General features: G+C 46.6%; 24 protein-coding genes. 6 read left to right on the forward strand and 18 right to left on the reverse strand.

Going from position 1 to position 24195, the window contains the following annotated elements:
* Positions 1 to 38: 38 nt before the first annotated feature.
* The 6 genes from MHB84_RS02390 to MHB84_RS02415 form a co-directional block, all read right to left on the reverse strand.
* Positions 39 to 1169, reverse strand: a complete 1131-nt coding sequence (locus MHB84_RS02390; protein WP_076289377.1) for a glycosyltransferase family 4 protein — start codon at positions 1167 to 1169, stop codon at positions 39 to 41.
* 441 nt (positions 1170 to 1610) lie between these two features.
* Positions 1611 to 2165 carry a GNAT family N-acetyltransferase gene (locus tag MHB84_RS02395; RefSeq protein ID WP_076289376.1) on the reverse strand — a complete coding sequence of 185 codons (555 nt, stop codon included), beginning with the start codon at positions 2163 to 2165 and terminating at the stop codon, positions 1611 to 1613.
* A gap of 101 nt (positions 2166 to 2266) precedes the next feature.
* Positions 2267 to 3322, reverse strand: a complete 1056-nt coding sequence (locus MHB84_RS02400; protein WP_076289375.1) for a hypothetical protein — start codon at positions 3320 to 3322, stop codon at positions 2267 to 2269.
* A gap of 99 nt (positions 3323 to 3421) precedes the next feature.
* Positions 3422 to 4225 carry a Cof-type HAD-IIB family hydrolase gene (locus MHB84_RS02405; RefSeq protein WP_076289374.1) on the reverse strand — a complete coding sequence of 268 codons (804 nt, stop codon included), beginning with the start codon at positions 4223 to 4225 and terminating at the stop codon, positions 3422 to 3424.
* 347 nt (positions 4226 to 4572) lie between these two features.
* On the reverse strand, positions 4573 to 5319 hold the full coding sequence (locus tag MHB84_RS02410) for a pseudouridine synthase (protein WP_076292023.1): 747 nt from the start codon (positions 5317 to 5319) through the stop codon (positions 4573 to 4575).
* A complete protein-coding gene (locus MHB84_RS02415) occupies positions 5316 to 7004 on the reverse strand; it encodes an RsmB/NOP family class I SAM-dependent RNA methyltransferase (protein ID WP_076292024.1) in 1689 nt (562 codons plus the stop codon). Before MHB84_RS02415 ends, MHB84_RS02410 begins: the two co-directional genes overlap by 4 nt.
* 221 nt (positions 7005 to 7225) lie before the next feature.
* Here MHB84_RS02415 and MHB84_RS02420 point away from each other — a divergent pair, with 221 nt between their 5' ends.
* Positions 7226 to 7774, forward strand: coding sequence for a thioredoxin family protein (locus MHB84_RS02420; protein WP_076292025.1), 549 nt, complete (start codon positions 7226 to 7228; stop codon positions 7772 to 7774).
* Between the two features lie 212 nt (positions 7775 to 7986).
* Here MHB84_RS02420 and MHB84_RS02425 read toward each other — a convergent pair whose 3' ends face one another.
* From MHB84_RS02425 to MHB84_RS02435, 3 genes are all read right to left on the reverse strand, one after another.
* Positions 7987 to 8481, reverse strand: a complete 495-nt coding sequence (locus MHB84_RS02425) for a DUF309 domain-containing protein (protein ID WP_076292026.1) — start codon at positions 8479 to 8481, stop codon at positions 7987 to 7989.
* Positions 8468 to 9283, reverse strand: coding sequence for a GTP pyrophosphokinase (locus tag MHB84_RS02430; RefSeq protein WP_053783647.1), 816 nt, complete (start codon positions 9281 to 9283; stop codon positions 8468 to 8470). The genes MHB84_RS02425 and MHB84_RS02430 overlap by 14 nt, the downstream gene beginning before the upstream one ends.
* A 135-nt stretch (positions 9284 to 9418) precedes the next feature.
* On the reverse strand, positions 9419 to 10516 hold the full coding sequence (locus tag MHB84_RS02435) for a quinone-dependent dihydroorotate dehydrogenase (protein WP_076292095.1): 1098 nt from the start codon (positions 10514 to 10516) through the stop codon (positions 9419 to 9421).
* A 255-nt stretch (positions 10517 to 10771) separates the two neighbouring features.
* Between MHB84_RS02435 and MHB84_RS02440 the strand changes: the two genes are divergently transcribed.
* Positions 10772 to 10909, forward strand: a complete 138-nt coding sequence (locus MHB84_RS02440; RefSeq protein WP_162842436.1) for a hypothetical protein — start codon at positions 10772 to 10774, stop codon at positions 10907 to 10909.
* A gap of 86 nt (positions 10910 to 10995) precedes the next feature.
* On the opposite strand, the gene MHB84_RS02445 is transcribed toward MHB84_RS02440, so the two are convergent.
* From MHB84_RS02445 to MHB84_RS02455, 3 genes are all read right to left on the reverse strand, one after another.
* Complete coding sequence (locus MHB84_RS02445) at positions 10996 to 12435, reverse strand: L,D-transpeptidase family protein (RefSeq protein WP_076292027.1); 1440 nt, start codon at positions 12433 to 12435, stop codon at positions 10996 to 10998.
* Positions 12436 to 12606: 171 nt separating this feature from the next.
* The gene (locus MHB84_RS02450) at positions 12607 to 12849 is read right to left on the reverse strand and encodes a ferredoxin (protein ID WP_053783645.1); all 243 of its coding nucleotides are present in this window, start codon (positions 12847 to 12849) and stop codon (positions 12607 to 12609) included.
* 119 nt (positions 12850 to 12968) lie between these two features.
* Positions 12969 to 14273, reverse strand: coding sequence for a DNA polymerase IV (locus MHB84_RS02455; protein WP_076292028.1), 1305 nt, complete (start codon positions 14271 to 14273; stop codon positions 12969 to 12971).
* Between the two features lie 545 nt (positions 14274 to 14818).
* Between MHB84_RS02455 and cimA the strand changes: the two genes are divergently transcribed.
* Entirely contained in the window at positions 14819 to 16438 is a 1620-nt protein-coding gene (cimA, locus tag MHB84_RS02460; protein WP_076292029.1) for a citramalate synthase, read from the forward strand.
* 93 nt (positions 16439 to 16531) lie between these two features.
* Here the strand turns inward: cimA and MHB84_RS02465 are convergent, their stop codons facing one another.
* Positions 16532 to 17083 carry a TlpA family protein disulfide reductase gene (locus tag MHB84_RS02465; RefSeq protein ID WP_076292096.1) on the reverse strand — a complete coding sequence of 184 codons (552 nt, stop codon included), beginning with the start codon at positions 17081 to 17083 and terminating at the stop codon, positions 16532 to 16534.
* A gap of 184 nt (positions 17084 to 17267) precedes the next feature.
* Between MHB84_RS02465 and MHB84_RS02470 the strand changes: the two genes are divergently transcribed.
* Positions 17268 to 17756 carry a Mov34/MPN/PAD-1 family protein gene (locus MHB84_RS02470; protein ID WP_076292030.1) on the forward strand — a complete coding sequence of 163 codons (489 nt, stop codon included), beginning with the start codon at positions 17268 to 17270 and terminating at the stop codon, positions 17754 to 17756.
* On the opposite strand, the gene MHB84_RS02475 is transcribed toward MHB84_RS02470, so the two are convergent.
* Genes MHB84_RS02475 through MHB84_RS02485 form a run of 3 tightly spaced genes read right to left on the reverse strand, consistent with a single transcriptional unit; the run spans position 17742 to position 21004 of the window.
* Complete coding sequence (locus tag MHB84_RS02475; RefSeq protein ID WP_076292031.1) at positions 17742 to 18479, reverse strand: exonuclease domain-containing protein; 738 nt, start codon at positions 18477 to 18479, stop codon at positions 17742 to 17744. The two genes, MHB84_RS02470 and MHB84_RS02475, sit on opposite strands and share 15 nt — an antisense overlap.
* A complete protein-coding gene (locus MHB84_RS02480; RefSeq protein ID WP_445322119.1) occupies positions 18476 to 19570 on the reverse strand; it encodes a DUF294 nucleotidyltransferase-like domain-containing protein in 1095 nt (364 codons plus the stop codon). The genes MHB84_RS02475 and MHB84_RS02480 overlap by 4 nt, the downstream gene beginning before the upstream one ends.
* A 33-nt stretch (positions 19571 to 19603) precedes the next feature.
* Complete coding sequence (locus MHB84_RS02485; protein WP_076292032.1) at positions 19604 to 21004, reverse strand: ammonium transporter; 1401 nt, start codon at positions 21002 to 21004, stop codon at positions 19604 to 19606.
* A gap of 354 nt (positions 21005 to 21358) precedes the next feature.
* Here MHB84_RS02485 and MHB84_RS02490 point away from each other — a divergent pair, with 354 nt between their 5' ends.
* Complete coding sequence (locus MHB84_RS02490) at positions 21359 to 21787, forward strand: MerR family transcriptional regulator (protein WP_076292098.1); 429 nt, start codon at positions 21359 to 21361, stop codon at positions 21785 to 21787.
* Positions 21788 to 21816: 29 nt separating this feature from the next.
* Positions 21817 to 22497, forward strand: coding sequence for a zinc metallopeptidase (locus MHB84_RS02495; RefSeq protein ID WP_076292033.1), 681 nt, complete (start codon positions 21817 to 21819; stop codon positions 22495 to 22497).
* A gap of 35 nt (positions 22498 to 22532) precedes the next feature.
* On the opposite strand, the gene MHB84_RS02500 is transcribed toward MHB84_RS02495, so the two are convergent.
* Together MHB84_RS02500 and MHB84_RS02505 are read right to left on the reverse strand one after the other, a co-directional pair.
* A complete protein-coding gene (locus MHB84_RS02500) occupies positions 22533 to 23444 on the reverse strand; it encodes a LysR family transcriptional regulator (protein WP_024629242.1) in 912 nt (303 codons plus the stop codon).
* 70 nt (positions 23445 to 23514) lie between these two features.
* Entirely contained in the window at positions 23515 to 24141 is a 627-nt protein-coding gene (locus MHB84_RS02505) for a rhomboid family intramembrane serine protease (RefSeq protein WP_076292034.1), read from the reverse strand.
* Positions 24142 to 24195 lie beyond the last annotated feature (54 nt).

Raw genomic sequence — 24195 nt, forward strand, 5'->3', positions numbered from 1 at the left:
GTTCATACAGCGGCTTCCTTCTTTTCCCTTTCCAGAAGTTAGAACTGGCTCGGAAATTGCAAATACATTTTTTTCAGTTCATTGACCGATCTGCCCAAAGAGTAATGGGTTTTGGCCTTCTCACAGGCCGAACGAGCGAGCTCATAACGGTACGCCGGGTCAACCATCACCTTCTCCAGCGCTTCCGCCAGTGCAGATGGATCTTCTGAAGGCACCAGCAAGCCGTTACTGCCGTTCTCGATCTGCTCTGGTATGCCGCCAACATCTGTACCTACAAGAGCAAGACAGCTAAGCGCTGCTTCCGCGAAAACAGATCCGAATGCCTCCGCCCGCGAAGGAAGTACAAAGATATCAAAAAATGGCATGAATTCCTCCGGGTGCAGCGTGTAACCATAAAAAATAGTCTCATTATAAATGCCCAGCCGCTGGGCTAATTCTTCCAAATCTGGACGGATCGGTCCGTCCCCGATAATATGAAGCACATAATCATGTCCCCGCGCTTTCAACTCGGCACAGGCTTTGAACAGAATATCCAGCCCTTTCGCCGGAACCAGACGGCATACGGTGACCAGCTGTGGTATTGCATTCTCATGGGGAATTGGCTTAAACCTTTTCTCATCAAAACCATTCGGAATCACACCGATAACATCGGGATGCTGTACATGAGGCGCCAGATAACGACGGAAAGAATCCGATACCGTTAACAACCGCTCTGCCTGGTACTCCAGTTCACCATAGATGGCCAGCAGGAATTGATGCTCTGGTCCATTTGGCTCAATGCGTCCATTCAGTATCAGCTCTCGCTCATAACTGGAGTGGATGGTTTGAATGAGAGGAACATCCGGGAAAACCTTCTTCATTGCAAGCCCCGCAATAGGGTGATGGGCATGAATCAGATCGTAAGGCTTCTGAATACGCAGCTTGGTCCACCACAAATAATCCCGGTAGGTTTGCATATATTTTTGCACAACAGGACTATCCTGATACGCAGTCCAATCGAACGTCTCAAACTGGATATCTTCCCTGCCCTTGTTGCGAATTCGCTTAGGCAACGAGAATAGATCCATCTCCCACCTCGGGGTTGTAAACCTCTCTTGCATATACGGAATCATAGAGGATACACCTCCGGGCTGCTCCGGAGGAAAGAAAAGCGCCTGCAGCAATCTCACCGTTAGTTTCCCCCTTTCTAGCATAAATCTTTTCATTACATCTTCAATCATGATATATCAGAACATATGTTCAGTAAAGGTACAAAATGAGATTCCTTATCACTCGCTCATTTACAGCCGAATACTAGAATTCATTTCAATATCAATTGTACCATGTTGCATCTGACGCTGACGACATTACGAATACTGTTAGGTACTGAGGAATTCCACTTGAAGTAATCGCTATCTGACTGCCATTATTCTACTATACGTTATCTTTTTCATCTTGTTTGAGCGAAAGCCCTTACTCCGGAGTCGTATATACAACATATTCAGAAGATGCTCGGCTAAGAAGCGGATGTATGGATTGAAAGTTAAACCTCTTTGCCCACATGCAAATGAAAGCCGGTGAGCAGTGGTAGCTCCCGGCTTTTGAATGCACCCGATATGTTGCATACAGTGTTATACAGACAGATGTGTGACCGCCTTCTCATACGTACTGAAGCCGTCTGTCTCTCCCACAAAAGTATAGTCATTACGCACATAGAATGCGTTCAATGTTGCGTTCTCGGCTCCACAATCCAATCGGACGATATGTTTGTCCTCAAACTGTATCCCGCTGCTGGACCATTGCAAAATCGCCCTTCCCAATCCACTCTGGGCATACTTTCTGCGAATGGCTAATCGGTGCAAATAAAGTGCGCCATCCCCGGCATGCGCTTTGCTTCCCCACAAATGCACATCCCACGCACTTGGCTGGCTCATCAAAATAACCATGCCAGCTACGTCAGAACCCTTTTTAAATACAAATACGTCGCCACGCTGAATAGCCTCCGCCGTATTATGAGAATCCTCACCTTTTAACAACGCATTCCATTGAGAAGACCCCTGGCTCCGCAGCCATTCGGCTGTTTCCATAAGCAGAGACATCACATCCTCCGTGTCTTCCGGCTGAGCCTGCAATGCCTTAAATTCATCATTAATGTAGTCTGTTTTGATACTGAATGAGTGCTTCATGATTCTCCTCCACTTCCAGGTCTCTCTTAAACTAATGGTACTATACCGGGAAATGGCTTTTTCGTCAAAAAGAAAACAAAAAAGGCAAGAGGCTGTGCCTCTTACCCTTCAATCTTCGCTTCATCAATAATTTGATTTCGGTATAACATCGTGAGATGTAATGTATCAAACTCAAGCTCTTTGTCCAGCTCTCGCATCAGAACTTCAACCAAACTCTTTCGCTGAACACTTGTGCCGGGAACCTGATAATCGATATAACCTGACAAATCTGCTTGTGAGGTATCAATCGTTGCTGTTCCTACAGGTAACCCTCCGCGTTCTTGTAGGAACAGTTCATATACCCGAAACTCCCGATCTTTGCGTACCAACATGACATAACAGGCTTCTTCAGCAGCTTCAATCTCTTCGAGATCTTCTTCGGACGCTATCTGATCATCATCCGCAAAATCTCGGTGTACCCATTCCGCAGATTCCAGCTCCTGCCCTTGATGCCACATGCGGATCGTAATCGTATCGATGATTTCTTCATCCAGCTCTCGTACCAGCAGCTCGGCAGCCGCATCCTGATAATTCTCTGCTGGTTCATCATACCAGTGGATCTCACCCTGTACATCTGCACCATATTGTTTCAGAGAGGCTTCGGCCAGTTCCTGTCCATTGGCGTCATTAAATACATAGGTGGAAATGCTGCGTCCGGCGCTTACAAGCTCCATCTCAAGCAGTTGTTCGGGGTCTTCATATGTAAATGATTCGGCTTGTGAGCCAGGAATGACGTGTACTTCATTTACATCAGCTCGACCATTCTGTCCATCGTGATTATACGTATCTTCAGACCGTGACGACTGAATGAACACATCCGTTTGAGACTCTGGCTTCTGTAACACAGAATACAGTGTACCGCAGCTTACAAGCACTTCATATTCAGCAGCACTTACCGCATCCGCGAGAGAACGAATATATTCGTGCACCTGCTCAACTATATACTGTTCTGTCTCGTCAGGTAGCGAATTTTGCTCAATCTGAAGGCTGCCGGATACCCGATCCCCTTCCCTGAACACGAGCAGCAATGAACCCGCATATTGACCGTCCACCATAATATCCAACACTTCGCCGCCTGATGTACGAAGATCAGGAATCAGCTCTACTTTCAGTTCCATGCACCTGTCCTCCTCGGTTCCTAACGTTATTCTATTAGGTTACCCTTGAGAGCGACAGTTTATAAGATACAACGATATTCAGATTTTAAGAGCGAACTATTAGACGGACAACACATATTTTTGGATAGCGTGGGCCACACCCTGATCGTTGTTGGAAAGTGTAACCTCATCCGCAGCAGCCTTAACTTCCTCCGGGGAATTGTCCATCGCCACCCCTTTGCCTGCAAAGGTCAACATGGTGATGTCATTATAATAGTTACCTACCGCCATGATCTCGGAAGGCAGGATTCCTTTTGCTTCGGCCAGTCTTTTTAGAGCTGCACCTTTGGAGGCTTCGGGATGCATCAGATCAATGAAAAAATCACCGCTACGCGTCATATAATATGGAAGATTCCAGGTCGACCACTCCTGCTGCACTGCGTTCATTTGCTCAATCGGTCCAAACGCAGTGAATTTCGCAAGCGGCTCTGTCATATCCGCCCATTGCGGCAGCTTTAATGGCTCTGCCATAAAGTTTTGATACATCTTGCGTACCTGCAACTCCAAACCTTCCGGCTGATCCACATAGAGTCCGAACGCTGTGTTGATATCAAAATGCACACCTTGCGTGCGGCAGTAAGTTATGAAAGGCTCCAGCCCCTGTCCATCCATGGCAAAATGGTGCACCACTTCACGAGTCTGAACCTGGGCAGTTACCGCCCCATTATGTGTAATGACATATCCGTCAAGTCCCATCTGTTCCATAAACGGAATCGTATTGGCAGGACCTCTGCCTGAACACAGGACAATCTCAGCTCCCTGACGGGAAGCACGAATTAAGGTCTCTTGCGTCATTTCGGTAAGTTCATGATGATCATTAAGCAGCGTTCCATCAACATCCAGTGCGATTAATTTAATTGTCATTTGTCTTCATTCCTTATCTGTAAAAGAGTCGCACCCACCCAAACCCTCCCTTCCGAGGGAGGGCCCCAGAGGGCTCTGCCCTCTGGACTCCCGTCTCGTTTACCGGCGGCAGGTAGGAGCTTGCTATGTGACGGTCGGTGTGGGAACGCTTGGTTGCCGGGTCTGCCGCTTAACAGCGGCGGTCCCGCCCAAGCTCAAGCGGGACCATTACGGGCAGGGCTTCGCCTTCTGCCCGGGCTCCCTGCTTCGCTTCGCGAAGGACGTGAGCTGCTGCACCTTTGGTGCGGTGGGCAGGACTTCGCCTCCTGCCCGGGCTCCCTGCTCCGCTTCGCGAAGGACGGGAGCTGTTACTTCCGCAGACGATCTAACTCGTCTGCGGTTAGTTCACGATAACTGCCAATTTCCAGATTGGCATCCAGCTCCAGGTCACCCATGGCAACACGTTTCAAATAGACCACACGTTTGCCAACAGCCTGGAACATTCTTTTCACCTGGTGGAACTTGCCCTCATGAATGATCAATGAAATGGAAGAAAACACGCCCTCTTCCGTTTCCTCACGATGAAGCACAGTCAGTTGCGCAGGCAACGTCTCATATCCATCATCCAGCTGAATGCCGGCTTTGAATTTTTCGATATCTTCTTCATCAACGTTCCCCAGCACACGAGCTTCATACGTCTTGGGCACATGTTTACGCGGGGACAACAGATCATGGGCAAGTGGCCCATCATTAGTAAGAATGAGCAGACCCTCGGTATCTTTGTCGAGTCGTCCCACAGGGAACGGATCGAAGACACGCTCCTCTTTACGCAGCAGATCAATCACCGTTTTATCCCGATTATCTTCGGTTGCCGACACCACGCCAGGTGGTTTGTGCAGCATCAGGTAGATCATTTCCCGATAGACGATCCGCTCTCCGTCAGCTTCAATTACGTTTACGTCTGGATTAACCTGCACACCGCTGTCTTTTACCGGTTTCCCGTCCACACGAATTCTGCCCTGCTTGACCATCTTTTTGAGCTCACTTCGAGACCCCACACCCATATGGCTTAATATTTTATCCAGACGCAGCGTTTGTTTTCCTTTTCCACTCATACCGATGTCCACCTCCAGCCTGCCGGATATTCATTTTTCAGTACACCATCCAGCCATTTCCCCCAGCCAGCCGCATATCCGTCCACACACACCAACACATAACCTTTGGCAGCGGTATCTGCTTGACGTTCAACTCTTGCTTCTTCGAAGTTCAACGTCTCTCCTTTGAGATACCTTACCGCTTCACCGTCTACCGAAGATAAATTAACGGATCTCTGGGCTTCAGCTGCATTCAAAGCACATGCAAGCGGATGAGAGGGCACAAATCGCCCATTCTTCACGGTACCCACAAACCACCCTGGTCGAATAACCTTGAGCCCTTCCAGACGAGCAGCACCCACAGAAGATTGATACACACGATCACCGTAAAACACTGTTTCTCCAGCAAGCTCGATTTCCAAATTTTCTTGTACAAATTGAGCATACACCGTTCCTGGATCGACATTTGCCTGGTCGGTTCCTCGTCCTTGAGTCCGTTCGTTTTTGCGACCACCACGTTCGTTTCCTTTACCCTGTTTTCCCTGAGCTTTGCCACCACGGGTATGCTTATCATTGCGTTCTCTGGATTCGGTTCTCATTAGACGTTCCCGTTTCCGCTCTTCTTTACTGATTGGTGCGGATGCACGGATAAATGGTTCTACCGATTCATTTGGTTCGATGGAATCTGTGTCCACTGCCTGTCCAATTTGTAAAACGCTGCCCTCTTTTTGATTTCCGTCTTCTTCAGTAAGAGATTCAGAACGATGCTGCAATACAGCAACATAATGACCTTCTCCCTCCAATAAGTGGGGCCACAACCTAGCAGTGCCGCGCGTTTGCTCCAGCACAGATCCCGTCTCTTCTGCTTTTTCGGGCAACATCTGACGCACCCATTCCGGTCGTCCTGGAGCAAATCCTGCACTTTCCGGGATGTCATTCACCACAAAATCAGGATTGATGTTCAGAAATTCCGCTATCATCGCTTCATTTTCCTCTGGTGCAAATGTACATGTGGAATATACGATGGTTCCCCCTGGAGCAAGCAGTTTGGCCGCAGTCTCCAGAATATCGCGCTGCATCGGCACACATTTTTCCACCGAATGATTTTCCCAGGATTTCACCATGTCCTCATCTTTACGGAACATACCCTCACCCGAACAAGGCGCATCAATTAACACTTTATCAAAATAATGAGGACATGCATTCGCAATCCGTTCCGGTGATTCATTCAATACAACAGCATTGCGAACTCCATACAGTTCCACGTTTTTGGCGAGGGCTTTCGTACGTTCCGCATGGATATCATTCGTAACGAGCACACCTTTCCCCTGAAGCTTGGCAGCAATCTGGGTTGTTTTCCCGCCAGGAGCCGCACATAGATCCAGCACGCGTTCCCCGGGTTTAACATCCAATAATTCAACTGGGGCCATGGCGCTTGGTTCCTGGATATAATACAAACCCGCATGATAATAAGGATGTAACCCCGGCTTAACTCCATGAGGCACATAAAAACCCGTTCCGCACCACGGAATGGGTCGCATATCAAATGGAGCAATTTCCTTGAATTGTTCCAGCGATATTTTTAACGTATTCACTCTCAGCCCCGCATGTGGCGACTGCTCATAAGATTTCATAAATTGTTCAAATTCATCGCCTAACAAGCTTTTCATCCGCTCGGCAAATATCGAAGGCAGCTGTACAGCCATAATCCCACTCATCCTGTCTTGTTAAAATTGCATATAGTTCTATGTTATCATATCCGGGCAATGCTTTCCTATTGCTTCATACATATTCCACTACAGCGTGTAATGTAGTATAATGGCAAGTAGATTGATTGATGTGCAAAAATTCGGGTGTTTATGCATATTATCCCATCCCGCATTTTTGCCAAAACTATATTTCGATATGATCGATGGGGGATGTCTTAATGAAATCCAAGAAGAAAAAGAAAAGCGCTGCGATCCTTATTTTCCTGGGTATTTTCGTCGTTTTGATTGCAGCACTTGTCCTGGTGAACCAGCAATCCAAGAAACAAATGGACGCTGTGGGGAATGCTTATGGCATCGCCGCTTCCAAGCTTAATCCTGCAACACGCGAACTGCTGAACGATCCGAACTACCAACAAATTATTTTGCCTGACGATCTGAAAGCTAGAATTGATAACAAAGACAGCTTCTTTGTCTATTTCTTTGCCTCCGACTGCTCACACTGCCGTGCGACAACACCTCAGTTGATGCCACTGGTCGCTGAGGAAGGGATTCAACTACCACAGTTCAATCTGCGCGAATTCGATTCCGGTTGGACCGATTATAACATTGAGTACACACCAACTCTGGTATATTATCAGGAGGGTATTGAGAAAGACCGTATGGTTGGCGGGCTGCAGGAAAATGGCAGTGACAACGGTTATACCCTGGATGACTACAAGCAATTTTTCGAGAAATATAAAGGCAGTACCACTCCATCAGCAAGCTAATCGTATAACTCTTCGTGGTTGCGATGGACCCGCATGGATCATATTGTCCTTTGTATGGACAAGCTCTGGAATCATTCCAAACTTTAATGATGTCCTTTAATATTGAACACCCCGGCCAATTCCTCTATAGGAACTGCCGGGGTGTTTTTTTTAATATCATATGTCTGAAAATATGTTAATAATGAAATGAATGATGTCTTTACATTACAAGCTTACTCGCTCTGCAAGTTCTGCTCTTGCTGCAATGCTTTCATCTTCTCTTCATAGATTCGTCCACGTGTAGGACTTCGGCGTTGGGGAATATTAGGCTTCAGTTCAAGAGCTCGTTCTCGAACTTCCTGCACCAGCACCTCATCCTGAATCTGAATATGCAAGTCTCTGTAAGGAAAATTCTGCGGCTCAGGACCGGAAAGTCCATGAACCAGCTCCTGTACTTCCTGCACCAACGGCCCAAGGGCAATGCCTCGCGAAGTTTCCGGATATGATTTTAACAGATCTACCGAACTCTGTAACATCATGCGTCCTCCGCGAAGGTTATCATTCCTGAAATGATACAGCCCCACTGCAATCTGCAGCAATCCTTTATACAGAGAATCCCGATCCCGTTCAAGCCATAGTTCTTCCAATACCTCATGGCATTCAAAGTAGTCCTGATCCCGGTTGAAGTAGATCAGATAGTCCACATACAGCGGCTCATAGCTGCTCATCCGGGTTTTCGCCCTTTCTAGCCGCATTCAGAAGTGCTTTCACATCATCCAGAAGGTCTTTTAACCCTTCCATATCATGACGCTCCCAGCAGTCATTGAAGCGCTTTTGTGCCTCTATTGCTTCGTTCACGAGGTGGTAGAAGTACAATTGATGTATGATGTTCAGCGTTCTTGATACAATATTGGAGTCATCTTCAAAGGCCTTTTGCGCCTCCAGAATTTGCAGACGGATCGCCGACATCTCATTATCGAGTACAAAAGCGGCTTCGGCCGTCTTTTTCAATCTTGCACGCATATCATCCGGTAGACTCTCCCGAAACTTGTAACTTAGGGAGTGCTCGATCGTGGCCCAGAAGTTCATCGCCAGCGTCCGAATCTGAATCTCGGCCAGCACATTTTTCTGCCCTAGAGCCGTCTGAACAGGATACTCAATAATCATATGGAAACTGCGGTAGCCGCTCTCTTTGAAATTGGTGATATAATCTTTCTCGATTAATACCGTCAAATCCTTACGACCACGAATATACTCGGCTACCCGCCGAATATCATCCACAAACTGGCACATAATGCGGATACCTGCAATATCCTCAATGCCTGTTTCCACCTGATCAAGCGGCACATTCAGGCGTCTGGATTTCTCCAGAATGCTGGATATTTTTTTGACACGACCGGTAACGAATTCGATCGGGGCGTATTCTTCCCTTTTCTTAAGCTCCGCCCGCATCGTTTTAAACTTAACTTTCAATTCCTCTACCGCTTGTTCATAAGGAAGTAAAAATGTACCCCAGTCTCTACCGTCCATGCTTATGCCTCCTGTCTCTATAGCTTCCCCTGTTCTTATCCATTATACATGATGTTAAGCGGGGGGAAGAGTTCCGTACGACATTACCCTCTTCCACGCTTCTAATTTTCAACCCGGGGAACTCTGAAACATTGCTTAACGATGCTCTGCACCGACAGCTTCCGAAATATGACTATAACCGTCTTTGCGCAGCAATTCACGCAGTCCGGCATGAATGCGCCGGTTCACTTCAGGTCCTTCATAGATCAATGCCGTATATATTTCCACCAGGCTGGCACCTGCTTTAATCTTTTCGTAAGCATCTTCGCTTGTGAAAATGCCCCCCGATCCGATGATTGGCAGTTTGCCTTCTGTCTGGCGATAGATTTGGCGAATGATTTCTGTGGAACGATCACGCAGCGGCTTGCCACTTAGTCCACCTGTCTCTTTGGCATGCTGATGAGACAGGCCCTCGCGGCTGATCGTTGTATTCGTTGCAATGATACCGGCAACTCCACTATCTGCAATGGTACTCACCATATATTCGAGCTCCTGGTCATTCACATCAGGTGCGATTTTGACCAGTACCGATTTAACGGAACCGCCTGCTCTCTTGCGTTGCGTCTCCATCTCATTCATCACAGCGGCAAGCAATTCTTTCAGTTCATTCCCATGTTGCAGATTACGCAAATCCGGTGTATTTGGTGAACTAATATTGACCACAAACAGGTCCGCATAATCGTATAGCGCCCGAATGCATCTCGCATAATCCAAATGCGCTTCTTCATTCGATGTCGCCTTATTTTTACCTATATTTACGGCCACTGGAATACGACGCTCCGAGAGGCGTGCCAATTCACCCGCCATCGCTTCGGCGCCAAGGTTATTGAAGCCCATCCGGTTCACCAATGCCTCATCGGGAGGCAAGCGGAATAACCTTGGCTGGTCGTTACCTGGCTGTGCAAGCGGTGTGACTGTACCCACTTCCATGAAGCCAAACCCGATGGAAGAAAAGCCCGTTACAGCCTGTCCGTTTTTGTCCAAACCAGCCGCAAGTCCTACAGGTGTAGGGAAATGACAGCCGAACATATCCACAGCCAGATCCGATGTTTCACGCACACCATACATGACACGCAAACCGGAAGGAACCGGGCGAATACTCCCCATTCCACTAAGGCCGCCGATAATTAGATGATGGGCCTGCTCAGGGTCCATTTTGAACAACAAGGGTTTAGCAAGACTTCTGTATAACAAATCACTCACTCCGTTCTGGTCCGGTACGCTGAAAAAATGCTTTCCGTCTTTTTCATATGTAAAAAAACACTCTATACACAAGTCTATCCGTTTCTTCTTCAAAAGGAAAGTAGTTTGAGCATAGACAGAAGGATTCGTAATATGCAAAATGCTCACAAGAAATCCACCCGCCTACTGGAAATGGCGAGTTGAATTCTTTACAATGGGAGCATGGCTACATCTATATAGCCTTATTCCATGAAGGAGGAACAGCCCATGGCTCCCAAACGCAAACCACCTACTTTGCAGCAAAAGAAAGATGAGGTCAACCGGAAAGCCATTATCTGGACCGCAGCCAGCGTCGGTGGACTGATCATTATCATTGGTGCGCTTATTATTATCGCCAACCTGTAAATGCTTCAACCTACTGTTTCTGCATCTACATACCAATCCAGCATGGATTTTACGTTTTCTTCGGTCTGAATCACTTGGTTTATCGTTTAATTCAACCAATGATACGTCTTATTCGGATTATTTTGCTTGGGAACAAGTGTGTACCGGTAGCGATCCTTCGCTTCTGGAACCATAGCTGTCTCTGGCAGCAGATCTTTCCCGATGCGTACCGGAGTTCCCTGAGGAGCAAGAGCAAATAGCTCTTCCACATCTTCAGTACTCATTCTCACACATCCAAGGGATTCATCCAGCCCGATACTGTTTGGCTCGTTGGTCCCATGGATGGCATAATTCGTGTCCGATAGCTGCATGCCCCTACTTCCAAATTCGCCATTGGAGCGACCATTGGGATTTACAACTTTGTCTGAAATGACAAACGAACCCTCTGGAGTACGATCTCCCCCAAGCCCTACCTCGTAATTCCGAATAATGGTGTCGCCACTAATCAGTGCAAGCTTATGTCTGCTCTTGTCCACGATAATCTCAAGCCGATCCTGCAAAAAAGGCTTTCCGCCTAACGTATCCACAAACGCAGCGTTTTTGCCTTGTTGCGAATCTGAACCTTCACGTTTTCCCTCGGCTGTGTTTTTTCCTTTACCCATTTGTCCTTTTTGATGCATGGCTAGTAGTGCCGGAAACATCCGGGTCATGCCAGGTGCAGTCTCGCCCAGAATATTATTTGGAAATGGCTGGGCAAGTTGCGCAACACTTTTCGGCCAGTTTCCGTTTCGTTTCTTATATGTAATCATTGCACTCGACAGAGCTGCAGCGGATTCCTGTTTGGCTGTCCAGGCTTGCGCCAGACGCTTGATCTCCGGTGATACTTCCGGCGGTTCACAGTTACACTGTTTGGCATCATAACTCTGTGCCGTTAATTTGCCACTGCTGTTCGTCTGAACGATATATTTCACCGCCATATTTCGCTTCCATAATGTCCAGTTACCTGCGACCTGCATTCCAAGCACAGCCGATGTCTGCACTTTCGCAACAGAACCCGACCATGCAGCTGCAAGTGCAGCCTCCCCCTGGTTGCCTCCACCGAATGCTCCAGCTGTAAACACATTGGAGTTCACAACAAGAGCCAAATCTTCCTTCGGGTTATTACCTGATTCGTTATCCATGGAATCGTCCGTCGATTCCAAAGCAGAAGCCAACGCCTCGGCTGCATCACGATTGAAACCAGGAGCATCCGCAGGTGGTAATCCTGCCAGTACAAGCAGCATCAGCAGGGTAAGCCACATCTTGCGAACACGATGTTTTTTCTCTTTTTGCTCAGCCATCTCAACCAGCTTCTCCTGATAATCCACCCATATATCTGCCGGTGCCTTGCTTCGCTCGAAAGCCTCGTAGACTTCACCCGCCTGTTGAAAACAATAGTTCGCCTTGGCTTCCTGCCCTTCACCCAAATATTCCTTACCGAGTAAATACCAGGCCATTTTATTATCAGGATGTTTCTTTACATATGTTCGTAGGTGAGTATTTTGCATCCGATCCTCCATCATTTCGCCTTTTTCCGTTTATATATATATCGGCAAATGATGACAAGAAATCCATAGGACTTGAGTACCCGGATGTAAGCCTCTACATTCGACAAAAAAAGCACATTCCACTGTCCCAAAGACAGAAGAATGTGCTTTTGTATGTTCATATGAAAGAAATTAACCTTCTTTGTTGAAAGGTTCATCTGCAACTTTAATGGAGTCCGTAGGGCAGCCGTCACAAGCATCCTGCATGTCGTCGAACAAGTCATCCGGAATTGCTTTGATCCCTTGGTTAGCATCTCCATCGAAGATTACTTCTGCCAAACCTTCATCATCATAATCATAAATGTCTGGCGCCGTTGCTCCGCATGCTCCGCACGCAATACATGTATCTTTTTCTACCCAAGTAAATTTACTCATTACCAATCTCTCCTCCTATTATTCAAAAACGTACAGTATTTTTATCTAGAAACATATTAATACAAAGTAAGAGTTATTACAAATAATTTTAACAGCCTCAAGACTTCATTATGCCCTATTTAATCGAGACTTTGCAAATTATCTTTTTGCAGCGATGTTCCCCGGACTTTATGATTGCGCAGTAATACGGAAGGATCATCTCCCAGCATGCCAGCAGTAACGACAGCATTTTCGCCAAATTTGTCACGTAACTGATCCATGATGCGAATCAGATTTTCCTTCTTCGGCTTCTGCTCATATTCAAACAGATCAAGCTGTATCGCCGACTCCTCACGCGGAATCAGCGTTTGAAGGGTCACACCCAACATACGAACAGGCTTCCCGCCGCCCCAATGTTTTGCAAATAAAGCACAGGCCTCCCGGTATATGATCGAGGCATCTTCAGTAGGCACCTCCATCATCCGTGATCTCGTAATCGTCTTCATATCCGGTGTACGAATCGTAATCTGAATGCCCTGACTGAGCATTTCGTGTTTGCGCAACCGTCTTGCAACCTGGTCGCTTATATTCAGTAACACCCGATGTACATCATCCATTTCAGATATATCCGCGGGTAACGTTGTCGTGTGTCCAATCGATTTGTTCGCTTCACGTTCAGCCTGAACTGCCGAATGATTAATGCCGTTTGCTGAATTTTTTAACCAGGAGCCATTAATTCCAAACACATCGGTTAACATCCGCTCGTCTGATTTGGCAAGCTGTCCTATGGTTTCAATGCCCAGTTTCTTCAGCTTTTCCGCTGTCTTTTTGCCAATTCCAAACATCTCGTTACAAGGTCTATGCCATAAAATCTGAGGTACATCCCTCATCCGCAAGATCGAAATGCCATTTGGCTTTTTCAAATCAGAGGCCATCTTGGCAAGCAGCTTGTTGGGTGCAATTCCGATCGAACAAGGCATCCCTAACTCATCCCGGATTCTGGTCTGAATACTTTCCGCAATTTCCAGCGGTGTACCGAACTGTCTGGACCCCGTAATATCGAGATAACACTCATCAATTGAGGTCGCTTCAAGTAGCGGTGTATAACTGTAAGCTATTTTCATGAATTCTTTCGAATACCGACGATATAAATGAAAATCCGGACGAATCACAATTAAATCAGGACATTTCTTCAATGCTTGATGAACAACCATGCCTGTAGAAATCCCCCTGCTTCGAGCTGTGTATGAACAAGTTACTATGACACCTTTGCGCACTTCACTACTGCCAGCAACGGCCGTCGCTTTTCCTCTATATAATTCCGGTTCCTCGGCTTCATGTACAGAGCAATAAAAAGCATTCATATCGACATGCAAAATCACTCGTCCGGCGGTAGGATAATATCGATCTACATCTATGTTGTTATGCGTCCCGTCCGAAGACATGATCCACCACCGCCCTTTCGTATACACAATTCCGTGAAATGCAATCTACTCTATTATATCAAAGTCCCTTATGTAAAAATCATTTATATTCCCTTATTTTCGGCGAGGTTTAACGATCGATCGAATGATACCCCACACGGCAACGACAATAATAGCAATAATAATGAATGAAATAATTGTATTCTCCCAAACAAAGCTCATTCTTTTCCCTCCATTTATAAAGACAAGATTTGAATCCATATTCAATCCTGGAATACTTGTATTTAGATGAAGCATAACATATTACAAGACTACGTTCACAGCTCACTCAACTCTACAATCCATCATTTGTTACACCAAATGGTGAATTCGATGTAGCATTTGGCGATAATGGTGCTATAATAATTAATTATACAAATTCACGATTTTAGGACAAATCTACACTTTGAATTTAATACAGTGTAGCGGTACAGAATCGAAGGATTCGTCACCAACATGCTCATATGTTTTTTAAACACACCATTAAACTTTCTAAAAAAAGCGCTTCATCTTAAAGGAGGATCTTCATGTCAAAGGCCATCTCCATCTTCGATACGACTTTACGTGACGGCACACAAGGGGAGGGAGTCAGCTTATCGGCAGATGACAAGCTCAAAATTGCCAAGAAGCTCGATGACCTGGGTGCTCATTATATTGAAGGCGGAATTCCAGGCAGCAACACCAAGGACATTGAGTTTTTCAAAAGAGTCAAGGAACTGAACCTGAGCGCGAAGGTTGTCGCCTTTGGTAGTACACGTCGTAAAGGCAGCATCGCAAGTGAAGACGCGAACTTGAAGCGCATGATTGAATCCGGTGCTCAGGCAGCGACTCTGGTAGGCAAGTCATGGGATTTCCACGTACACACTGCTTTGCAGACCACTTTGGAAGAAAATCTGTCCATGATCTACGACTCCATTGCCTATCTGAAACAAAACGGTATGGAAGTCATCTTCGATGCAGAGCATTTCTTCGATGGATTTAAACACAATCCGGAATATGCACAGGCTGTATTGACCAAAGCCCATGAAGCTGGAGCGGACTGGCTTGTAATGTGTGACACCAATGGTGGAACGATGCCTCATGAGGTGTACGAGATCGTATCCTCACTCGCTGTACGGCTTCCACAAGCCCATCTGGGCATTCATACACATAATGACTGTGAACTTGCTGTAGCCAACACCTTAAGCGCAGTACAAGCCGGTGCCAGACAGGTGCAAGGTACAATGAACGGGTATGGAGAGCGATGTGGCAATGCCAATCTGGCTTCGATTATCCCTAACCTGCAACTGAAGCTTGGATATGAGTGCGTTTCTGAGGATTCGATGAGACAGCTCACAAATGTTGCCCGTTATGTCAGTGAGATTGCCAACGTAAATATGCCAATCAACCAGCCTTATGTCGGAAATGCGGCTTTCGCTCACAAGGGCGGTATTCACGTCTCTGCCATACTGCGTGATTCGCGGACCTACGAACATATCGTTCCTGAGTTGGTTGGTAACAAGCAGCGTGTGCTCGTCTCCGAACTGGCCGGACAAAGTAACATTGTGTCCAAAGCACAGGAACTGGGTCTTGAATTTGATCCAAGCAGTGCCAATTCACGTCAGATCATTGAGAAAATCAAAGATCTGGAACATCAGGGTTATCAGTTCGAAGGCGCTGATGCCTCTCTTGAATTGTTGATCCGTGAAGCCAACGGTGACATGAAAGAATTATTTACCTTTGAATCGTTCAAGATGCTTGTTGAAAAAGCGGCTGGCAAGTCAGTTGTTTCGGAAGCCTTTGTTAAACTTAACGTAGGTGGAACAAGTGCGTATACCGCAGCTGAAGGCAACGGTCCGGTCAACGCACTGGATAACGCACTTCGGAAAGCACTTGTGCAGTACTTCCCTTCCCTTGCCAACATGCATCTGTCCGACTATAAAGTACGTGTTCTGGATGAAAAAGATGCTACTGCCGCGAAGGTTCGTGTATTAATTGAATCCAAAAACACAGAAAACACCTGGAATACGGTCGGTGTATCCGAGAACGTGATTGAAGCGAGTTGGGAAGCTCTCGTACACAGTTTCCGTTATGCCCTTCTTCAAGAAAAATTGCAGGACGAGCCTGATGTAGTCAACATTCCAGCTCACGGTCTAAGCAACCATTAATGCATATTTCCCGGAAAATAAAAGAAGCGCCTGTTTCCAAAAACATTGGAAGACAGGCGCTTTTGCTTCTCGCTCGGCTAGCTTCTTGCTTGGTTAATCCGCAATTAACTCCTTGATTTTTCGCTCCAGCTCTTTCTCAGGCAAAATCCCCAAGATAATTTCCTGAACGACTCCTCGGGAATCAATCAGTACATTCGTTGGAAAAGCTAAACCGTTATATTTGGCATATGCTGTTCCGTCTTCATCAAGCAGAATAGGGAACGTCAGTTTGTATTCATCTACAAAAGCTTTGGCATCTCTGATTTTGTCGTACGTGGTTACATTCACACCGTAGAGATCCAGTTTATCCTTGTATTTTGCTGCCAATGTATTGAGCGCAGGAGCTTCTTGCTTGCACGGTTCACACCATGATGCCCAGAAACTGACGAAGATGGCCTTTTCCTTGGCTCCGCCTACAGAATAGGTTTTCCCATCCATGGCTTGCAAAGAGAACGCTGGTGCCAGTAAACCCGCTTTCGGCCCCGTCTCCGTGGGCATCGGCTCCTCCTGCTTAAACACAGCTGCGATTCCATTGTCTGCATTTTGAGCCAAAGCAATGCCCACCAGCAATACAACACCCAGCAGTATGTATATATTTCGTTTCATGACCAGCCACCCTTTTGTATAATCAAACATATCGAGATTTACGCTTTTATAACATGTGAGATATTTCAAGCTCTCTCTCATATTGTACCCTTTTCCTTTAAAATTTTACAATCCGAGTCACACAAAATAAAATAAAAAAGGACTCCTGCCGAAGCAGGAGCCAAAGAGAGAGGGGTGAATACAAATGGCAGCACTTCACGGGCAGCAAAACACCTTCTACATCCCTTCCTTCGTAGAGCAGGAGATGTCTAAGTACATGTTTGCTTCGCTGCCGCTGGAAGCCTGCGGGGTTGTGCTGGGTGAAGCCGCAGCGGGCGGCATACGAATCAGTCGGTTTCAGCCCATTCGTAACGTAGCGCCTGACCCGCTGCACCATTTCGCATTGGAAGATGCAGAATGGATCCGATGTGTGTTCAATGAGCCGCAACTTATCGGGCTCTTTCACTCCCACCCTCGAACCACTCCCATACCTTCCAATGAGGATCTGCGCAACCTACCGATTTTCGCTGGACTACTCCAGCTCTATTTTATAGGCTCACCAGACCTTACAGCTGACACACAATCAAAGATGCTTCTAAATGGTTATCAAATTCATTCAAATGTTGATTCGAGCATTGTAACGAGCCTCGGCCAACCATACAGCTTACAGCCCACCCCACTATGCGTGACTTAACTGGGTGTACAGATCACCCAATGTTTCTACATTTTTGCGAGACATATCCTCCAGATAACAGGACCAAAGCTGTGCAGTCATTTTAGCGTCCTCCAAAGCGTGGTGGCGCCCATAGATGGGAATGCCTTTGGATTCCAGCAATTCATCCAGTCCATAACCAGGCCTACTCGGCTCAAGCCAACGTGCCAGCATCATCGTATCGATGAGCCGGTGCGTTAACCTTACTTTGGATGTCCGCCACAAGGCCGCATTCAGAAAAGCCCGATCATGCGCGCTTGCATGAGCAACCAGTACACTTCCACCAACAAAAGACATGAAGTCATGCAAGCCTTCCAGCAGCGACGGAGCATCCATCGTCATTTGCTGTGTAATTCCTGTCAGTTCCGTAATGTGTTCCGGAACGGAGACTTTGGACTGAACCAAGGTATAGAACTGCTCATTATCCAGCATCACACCACCATTAATTCGCACCGCCCCAAAGGAAAGGATCTCATCCCCGTGCTGGGGAGAGAAGCCCGTCGTTTCCAGATCAAATACGACAGCATTCAATTCATTCAAGGGCGTGTGCAGCACCTCGGGTCTGCGCTGTTCTCTCATCATCGAACGGATAAACGCCATATGTTGCGCCGTAGGGGCTCCCATTATGGAAGCGATGGCGGAAGGAACCCCTCCCTGGCGCAGCGAATTCCAGAATCCAGTATTGCCCCTTGCCGGCTCTCTCATGGACGTCTCCTTTCTGCAAAACGAAGTTGTCTTTGCAGCGCACGATGTACTCGCCGCACCAACCCTAACGTATCCCTTAGTTCATAAAGCATTTGTTTTTCCTTCAACTGTTTCTCATTCAGAAAACCACCGCTATGCTGCAACCCTTGTTTCATCACAATGGGTGTACTGCGGCGCAGCTTCAAAGCCGTCATAAATGCACGCTGAGCTGCATCCAGCAGAGTAAATGGAACTGCTTCGAGTGACACCAACCTCTGAATTCTCTTCAGCGTGGACGTTTCTTTGATACCATGCTGTAAAGCCAGAAAACGCGCACTGTTCACCAGAGGAATATACAAACCGTATTTCACATCAAATCCACCTGCATGTTCACCGAATCGTTCCGTTACGACCCTTCCAAGAATGTTCAGTGTCGCCTTGTGTTTAACGGTATTGCGCAACACAGCATCGGAAAGATCAGGAAGCGATCTGAACTCTTCATAAAATGCAGAAATCCATTCCTCCGCGAGTTCTGGCTCACCTGCAACAAAGCGCATGTCTGAAGCGATAATTAGATTGCGAACCGGCTCCCATGACAGGTCCGATCCCCATGTTTTCAGTTGTTCCTTCCAGGATTCCAGCGTTTTCCTCCATAAAGGCTCTGAACACATCACTTTGCCTTCACATTTGGCGTAACCAAGTGCCTCCAACATATCGGATATTCGAAGTCCGAGTTCAGCGAAATATGCCTCTTTCCCCTCATGAGGGAAATCGCTGATAATCATGCCATTATCCTGATCACTCCATAACGTCGCTTCTTGCCTGCCGGAACTGCCAAAAACGATAAAGGCATAGGGGACGGGAGGTCGGCCTAAGCCTTCCTCTACCATCCCCTGGATGCATAACTCTACTGCTCGCCGAGCAACCCGGTCATGCAGTTCATTTACCGTCTGGTACCATTCAATCGGCGACAAGGAAGCGGACAACAGTTCCTGGAGCTCATTCTGCAATATCACACGTGCCTGGCGCAGTTCTTGAGAAGATGCCGCACCATCTATTCCCTGATAGGACCAGGATTGATTTATATACGGGATGGGTTCCATCATGTCCAGCCTCCTTGAAGCATGATTCAGCAATCATTCCTCTTAGGAGCTGAACGTACCGCCATTGGATTTAGTTTCTACATTTTTCATTTGTTCAGGGTACCCGTAAGTACCATGCTCACTTAAATCCAGACCCATTGTTTCTTCTTCTTCCGTTACACGGATACCCATGACAGCTTTCATACCACCAAGAATAATGAAGGACATGATCAGTACGAAGGCAAATGCGCCTGCCAGACCCAGAAGCTGAACGCCCAGTTGGTGGAAACCGCCACCGTAGAACAATCCCGCTTGACCTACACCTGCATTCTCAGCAAGTTCTGGTGTTGCGAACAGACCTGTGGAGATCGCTCCCCACATACCGGCAATACCATGTACAGAGAAAGCATAGATTGGATCGTCAATTCCTTTACGTTCAAAGAATTGAGCAGTGAAGAATGTGATAATACCTGCCAGAGCACCAATAACCAACGCTGCCCATGGTTCTACGAAAGCACAAGCACCTGTGATGGCAACGAGTGCCGCAAGCACGCCGTTCAGCATGCTCGGAATATCGGATTTACCCAATACAGCCCATGAGATCAACAGTGCCGCAACGCCACCAGCAGCCGCAGCTACGTTTGTAGTCAATGCTACATAACCGAAGAATCCATCACCCATGGCAGATAATGTACTACCTGGGTTGAAACCGAACCAACCGATCCATAGGATAATTACACCAAGTACGGAGTATACTTGGTTATGACCTGGAATGATGTTAGGTTTACCATCTTTGTTATATTTGCCGATACGTGGCTTCAACAAGATAGTAGCTACCAGTGCAGCAGTTGCACCCGTCAAGTGGACAACCGTCGAACCTGCAAAGTCTTGCATACCAAGCTCAGCCAACCAGCCGCCGCCCCATACCCAGTGAGCAACAACCGGATACATGATAATGGTATACAACGTACCGAAAACGATATATACACTCATCTTTGCACGTTCAGCCATACCACCGCAGGCGATGGCCAGGGATACTGCCGCAAAGGCAAGGTGGAATACAAACTTAATTGTTAGCGGAACATCAGAGAAGGCCAATGATTCGAAAGAAGCCGCCATTCCGTCCCCACTCAGGAAAAATCCAGTTGTTCCGAAGAAACTGTTACCATTACCGAAACCAAGACCGAAGCCTAGAGCCCAGAAGGCAATAACCGATATTCCCAATGTTAGGATTGTTTTACCCGCAATGTGCCCTGCGTTTTTCATTCGAGTCGAACCCGCTTCAAGTAAAGCAAATCCCCCTTGCATCAGGAAAACCAGCACAACAGCCAGAAACGTAAAGGCTGAGTTCAGACCGCTTTGAAGCTCGATGTTAGTCGGCCCCTCCGCAGCTGCAAATGCGCTGACCGGGAAAGCCAATAAAGTAAGCATTATTAACACCGAAACCAACCATTTCTTTCTCATATACCCCACTCCCTCTTATGTTAAGTTTCTTCACATATCGTGAAACTCTTAATGCCATTATAAGCAGAAGACAGGAAAGTTGACAAGAGTATTTTCATCAAAAATGAAAAATATTTCTGGGAATAAAGTCTTACGTCTTTTTCTTGCACTTAAGTACATATTCATGTCCTATGAGTACATAGATATAGAAACGCAGCCTGACTGCCGCCAAAGCGTAACGTTTGACTGTATGGTTAAAGATCATGTATCATAACTATTAGTAAGAAAAAAATTGGGCGGGTTATGCAAAGCCGCAACTGGAATCTACAATTCCCTACATTTGAACTTGCAAGCGAGGTGAATATCATTGGGGATATGAAATTGTTTCGGATTGGCGAACTTGCCAAAACTGCAGGTGTGAGCGAACGGACGATTGATTATTACACAAAGCTCGGTCTCATTGCTCCTGAAGAGCGCACAGAAAAAAACTATCGTCTTTATAGTAATGAAACTTTAACCAGGCTGGAACGTATTGTACACATGAAACAAGAGAAGTATAGTCTCGACGAGATTAAGCAATCTCTTGAGAAGTGGAGTATGGTGAGCACGGAAGAACAGGTTGCCAGCAAACTGACAACATTGGAACTCCATGTGCAACAGCTTGAGCGAGAGGTAAATGAGCTTAAACCGCTGCTAGGCGAGATGAAACCTGTACAAGCACGTAAGATGATGGCCGGACTGCTCGCCAAAAGTGCTGGTACGATGGAAGCTTTGAAAATCTTGCTTGAGAACACCATGATGTAACTTAATATTTAGAAAGCGGAGGAATGAATATGAGTTTTAATAACGGTATGTTCGTTTTGATCATTATCGCCTTTGTGCTCTCCTTGTGGGCGCAATTCCGCGTTAAGAGCACATTCAATCGTTGGTCTGATGTTAAAAACTTGAATGGAATGACCGGTTACGATGCTGCTCGTCATATGCTGGACTCTAACGGCCTACACGACGTTCCTATTGAACCGGTGCGCGGAGCACTCTCCGATCACTACGATCCAATCAATCGTGTCGTGAGGTTGTCTGAGCCTGTATATTATGAAAACTCAATCTCGGCTGTCTCCGTTGCGTGCCATGAAGTTGGCCATGCGATCCAGCATAAGGAAAGTTATCCGATGTTGGCACTACGTCACCGGATTTTCCCGATCGTCAACTTTGCATCCGGACTCGCGCCCTTCTTGCTCATTGCCGGATTCATCTTTAATGCAATGAACCTAGTCGGAATTGGTATTATTTTCTTCTCCGTAACCGTTGCGTTCCAACTCATTACGTTGCCGGTCGAGTTCAATGCTAGTAATCGTGCAAGAGAGATTATGTTATCGGAAGGTTATATCCGGAACGAAGAAGAAAGAGGCGTCGCCAAAGTACTGAATGCCGCAGCATTAACTTACGTCGCTGCAGCCTTAATCTCATTACTGGAACTGGTTCGTTACATCGGAATTTTCAATAGCCGTGACTAATTGAATACACAAACAAAAACAACAATACCCCACCGTTAATCGGATGGGGTATTGTTTTGCTGTAAACCGAAATAATTAAGCAAGAATGAACGAAATGACTGCGCAACAAGTGGAAGCTTGTCATCCGCGCGATGGATCAACCCAATCGTACGTGTCACTTTTGGATGAGAAATGGCTACATGCGCCGGTTGCAGCGGGTTCGTCTGGAAAAGGGCCATTTCCGGCAGCAAACTTACACCCATGCCGGCGGCAACCAGCCCACGAATGGTATCCGTCTCTTCACCTTCAAAAGCAATCTTGGGGGTAAACCCAGCTTCGAGACACGCGTGCCAAACAATCGGACGTAAAGAATACCCTTTGCTGAATAATACAAACTTATCATCTTTAAGTTGCTCTAACGCAATGCTCTCTTCACCGGCCAACGGATGATTGGGTGGAAGGATTGCATGCAGTTCTTCCGTAAGCACAATGTCTCCATCTACCTGGTCATGCTTTTCCGGAAATGGAGATATGAAGGCCAAGTCCACTTCAGCCGATAACACATCGCGAATGAGCGTTGGGAACATGCCTTGCTTGAATCTGAATTTGACGTTAGGATAACGCTGACGGAACGCTGCTACAACCGAAGGAATCAAGTGAATACCGAGACTGTGAGGAAAACCGATACGAATTTCACCATGCTCTGGGTCGAGAAACTCATGAACCTCACCGACCGCTTTGTCCAGATCTTTCAATATGCCTTCAACCCGTTTGCAAAAGAGCTGCCCGACTGCGGTCAACTGCAGATTTCGCCCTTTTTGCATAAAGAGGTCTACTCCCAGTTCTTCCTCCAGCTGATGAATTTGACGACTCACCGCAGACTGCGCTACGTGCAATTCCTCCGCCGCCTGCGTAACATGCTCCTTCTGTGCCACTTTCAAAAAGTAATGCAACTGTCTTAATTCCACTGCCACTGATCTCTCCAATCTACTATACCCTACTTATCCTTGATTGCATTCCGTCTTCAGACCAATCCGATTACTGCTTAAAGCTGCGGGGTTTCCACAAGCGGATGAGCAGTCCATAAATGAAGAATCCACCTAACAACCCACCCAAATGCGCCATCCAGTTAATGCCTGTCATGGCAAAGGAAAAAATAATTCCGAATACAAGCAGTGTATACAACGTTTTACGTGAGGTTTCGTCCATCATTGTCCGCTGGAACAAGGCAACATACAGAAATGCACCATAGATTGCATAGATTGCTCCTGAAGCACCTACTGAGATTGTTGTCGCCCCTACCGAGTTATACCACGCAACAGCCAGAATGTTGCCCAAAATGCCTCCACCCAAGTACAACACACCATATCTTACTGACCCAAGCAACCGTTCCATTGGTGGTGCAAATACGATGAGAGCAAAACTGTTAAACAACAAATGGCTGAAACCAGCATGCAAGAACATCGACGTAATATAACGCCACCATTCTGCTGCAAACAACTCATGGTTAACAAGCGCTCCAAACTTAAGCAGCGTCATACTGTTTGTGGAACCACCGTTCAAACTCAACACAATAAACATAACAACATTGGCAATTAAAAGAATCGACGTCAAAGGGAAAAATTTCAAATAACTTTTCCAGTTCTCATACCTTATAAATATCATAAGTTTCTGCTTTCACTCCACCCTGTTCAGATCAGCCTTCAAGTATGGCCCATT

This window comes from Paenibacillus sp. FSL F4-0087, from assembly GCF_038020215.1.
Taxonomy (GTDB): domain Bacteria; phylum Bacillota; class Bacilli; order Paenibacillales; family Paenibacillaceae; genus Paenibacillus; species Paenibacillus taichungensis.

What these genes read in the sequence shown, in the direction of transcription:
- MHB84_RS02395 (WP_076289376.1), bottom strand. Translation starts at nt 2,165, where the DNA reads ATGAAGCACTCATTCAGTATCAAAACAGACTACATTAATGATGAATTT.
- MHB84_RS02400 (WP_076289375.1), bottom strand. Translation starts at nt 3,322, where the DNA reads ATGGAACTGAAAGTAGAGCTGATTCCTGATCTTCGTACATCAGGCGGC.
- MHB84_RS02405 (WP_076289374.1), bottom strand. Translation starts at nt 4,225, where the DNA reads ATGACAATTAAATTAATCGCACTGGATGTTGATGGAACGCTGCTTAAT.
- MHB84_RS02410 (WP_076292023.1), bottom strand. Translation starts at nt 5,319, where the DNA reads ATGAGTGGAAAAGGAAAACAAACGCTGCGTCTGGATAAAATATTAAGC.
- MHB84_RS02415 (WP_076292024.1), bottom strand. Translation starts at nt 7,004, where the DNA reads ATGGCTGTACAGCTGCCTTCGATATTTGCCGAGCGGATGAAAAGCTTG.
- MHB84_RS02420 (WP_076292025.1), top strand. Translation starts at nt 7,226, where the DNA reads ATGAAATCCAAGAAGAAAAAGAAAAGCGCTGCGATCCTTATTTTCCTG.
- MHB84_RS02425 (WP_076292026.1), bottom strand. Translation starts at nt 8,481, where the DNA reads ATGAGCAGCTATGAGCCGCTGTATGTGGACTATCTGATCTACTTCAAC.
- MHB84_RS02430 (WP_053783647.1), bottom strand. Translation starts at nt 9,283, where the DNA reads ATGGACGGTAGAGACTGGGGTACATTTTTACTTCCTTATGAACAAGCG.
- MHB84_RS02440 (WP_162842436.1), top strand. Translation starts at nt 10,772, where the DNA reads ATGGCTCCCAAACGCAAACCACCTACTTTGCAGCAAAAGAAAGATGAG.
- MHB84_RS02445 (WP_076292027.1), bottom strand. Translation starts at nt 12,435, where the DNA reads ATGCAAAATACTCACCTACGAACATATGTAAAGAAACATCCTGATAAT.
- MHB84_RS02450 (WP_053783645.1), bottom strand. Translation starts at nt 12,849, where the DNA reads ATGAGTAAATTTACTTGGGTAGAAAAAGATACATGTATTGCGTGCGGA.
- MHB84_RS02455 (WP_076292028.1), bottom strand. Translation starts at nt 14,273, where the DNA reads ATGTCTTCGGACGGGACGCATAACAACATAGATGTAGATCGATATTAT.
- cimA (WP_076292029.1), top strand. Translation starts at nt 14,819, where the DNA reads ATGTCAAAGGCCATCTCCATCTTCGATACGACTTTACGTGACGGCACA.
- MHB84_RS02465 (WP_076292096.1), bottom strand. Translation starts at nt 17,083, where the DNA reads ATGAAACGAAATATATACATACTGCTGGGTGTTGTATTGCTGGTGGGC.
- MHB84_RS02470 (WP_076292030.1), top strand. Translation starts at nt 17,268, where the DNA reads ATGGCAGCACTTCACGGGCAGCAAAACACCTTCTACATCCCTTCCTTC.
- MHB84_RS02475 (WP_076292031.1), bottom strand. Translation starts at nt 18,479, where the DNA reads ATGAGAGAGCCGGCAAGGGGCAATACTGGATTCTGGAATTCGCTGCGC.
- MHB84_RS02485 (WP_076292032.1), bottom strand. Translation starts at nt 21,004, where the DNA reads ATGAGAAAGAAATGGTTGGTTTCGGTGTTAATAATGCTTACTTTATTG.
- MHB84_RS02490 (WP_076292098.1), top strand. Translation starts at nt 21,359, where the DNA reads ATGAAATTGTTTCGGATTGGCGAACTTGCCAAAACTGCAGGTGTGAGC.
- MHB84_RS02495 (WP_076292033.1), top strand. Translation starts at nt 21,817, where the DNA reads ATGAGTTTTAATAACGGTATGTTCGTTTTGATCATTATCGCCTTTGTG.
- MHB84_RS02505 (WP_076292034.1), bottom strand. Translation starts at nt 24,141, where the DNA reads ATGATATTTATAAGGTATGAGAACTGGAAAAGTTATTTGAAATTTTTC.